General features: G+C 54.8%; 1 protein-coding gene. It reads left to right on the top strand.

The annotated features are described in order from the left end of the window. The first annotated feature begins 63 nt into the window (after window positions 1-63). Window positions 64-1,193 (top strand): IS3 family transposase gene (locus AC2FJZ_RS22345; protein ID WP_496780428.1). Its coding sequence is split into 2 segments (ribosomal slippage): window positions 64-307 and window positions 307-1,193, totalling 1,131 coding nucleotides; the frame shifts between segments, so codons are not numbered across the junction. Window positions 1,194-1,231: the final 38 nt, after the last annotated feature.

Here is a 1,231-nt window from a genome sequence, read left to right as displayed (position 1 = left end):
TGGACCTGTCACGGTTTGATGCCGCTCCTTTGATAGCATTTACTGCACCAAAGGAGATTAACTATGGGACTGAAACGAACGGACGAATTTCGCCAAGATGCGGTGCGGATCGCACTGACCAGTGGGTTAACGCGTAAGCAAGTGGCGGAGGATCTGGGTGTTGGCATGTCGACGCTGAACAAATGGGTCACGTCACATCGAGACACGGACGTGGTTTCGAAAGAGGATTTGGACCTGGCCAAAGAGAATGATCGGCTTCGACGTGAGAACCGGCTTCTCAAGGAGGAGAGGGAGATTTTAAAAAAGGCCACCCAGTTCTTTGCGGGCCTAAAGCCATGAGATTTAGGTTTGTCGAAGAGCATAGGGCCGACTTCCCAACCAACCGTTTGTGTGGCGTTGTTGGCGTCAGCACACGTGGATTACGCGCTTTCCGCAACCGCCCAGCCAGCCGCAGACAGCGGTTTGATCTGGTCACGCTGGCACATATCAAAGAACAGTCACGTCTCAGCCTGGGCAGTTATGGTCGGCCTCGAATGACGGAGGAACTGAAGGAGATCGGTTTGGATGTTGGACACCGTCGGGTCGGTCGCCTCATGCGTCAGAACGGCATATCCGTAGTGAGAACGCGCAAACACAAGGTCACAACCGATAGCGACCACAAGTTCAACATTGCGCCAAACCTGTTGGATCGTAACTTCACAGCGAATGCGCCCAATCAGAAATGGGCGGGCGATATCAGCTATGTCTGGACACGCGAGGGCTGGTTGTATCTTGCCGTGATCCTCGACCTGCATTCAAGGCGCGTGATTGGCTGGGCGGTCTCCAACCGGATGAAACGGGACTTGGCGATCCGTGCGTTGAACATGGCCATCGCCTTCAGGTCACCGTCGAAAGACTGCATACACCACACGGACAGGGGCAGCCAATATTGTTCACACGACTACCAGAAGATCCTGCGCCAGCATGGGTTCAAGGTGTCGATGAGTGGCAAGGGCAACTGCTATGACAACGCCGCAGTCGAAACCTTCTTCAAGACGATCAAGGCAGAGCTGATCTGGCGACGGTCATGGGAAACCCGGCGGCAGGCTGAGATGGCGATCTTTGAATACATCAACGGCTTTTACAATCCACGTCGCCGACACTCAGCATTGGGCTGGAAAAGCCCCGTCGCGTTCGAAAGGAAAGTGGCCTAAACGAGCACCTGGGGCGGCACAAAAGCGGGACAGGTCCA

It is taken from the genome of Ruegeria sp. CDSA079 (assembly GCF_059612245.1).
This window is presented reverse-complemented; position numbering and strand designations above follow the sequence as displayed.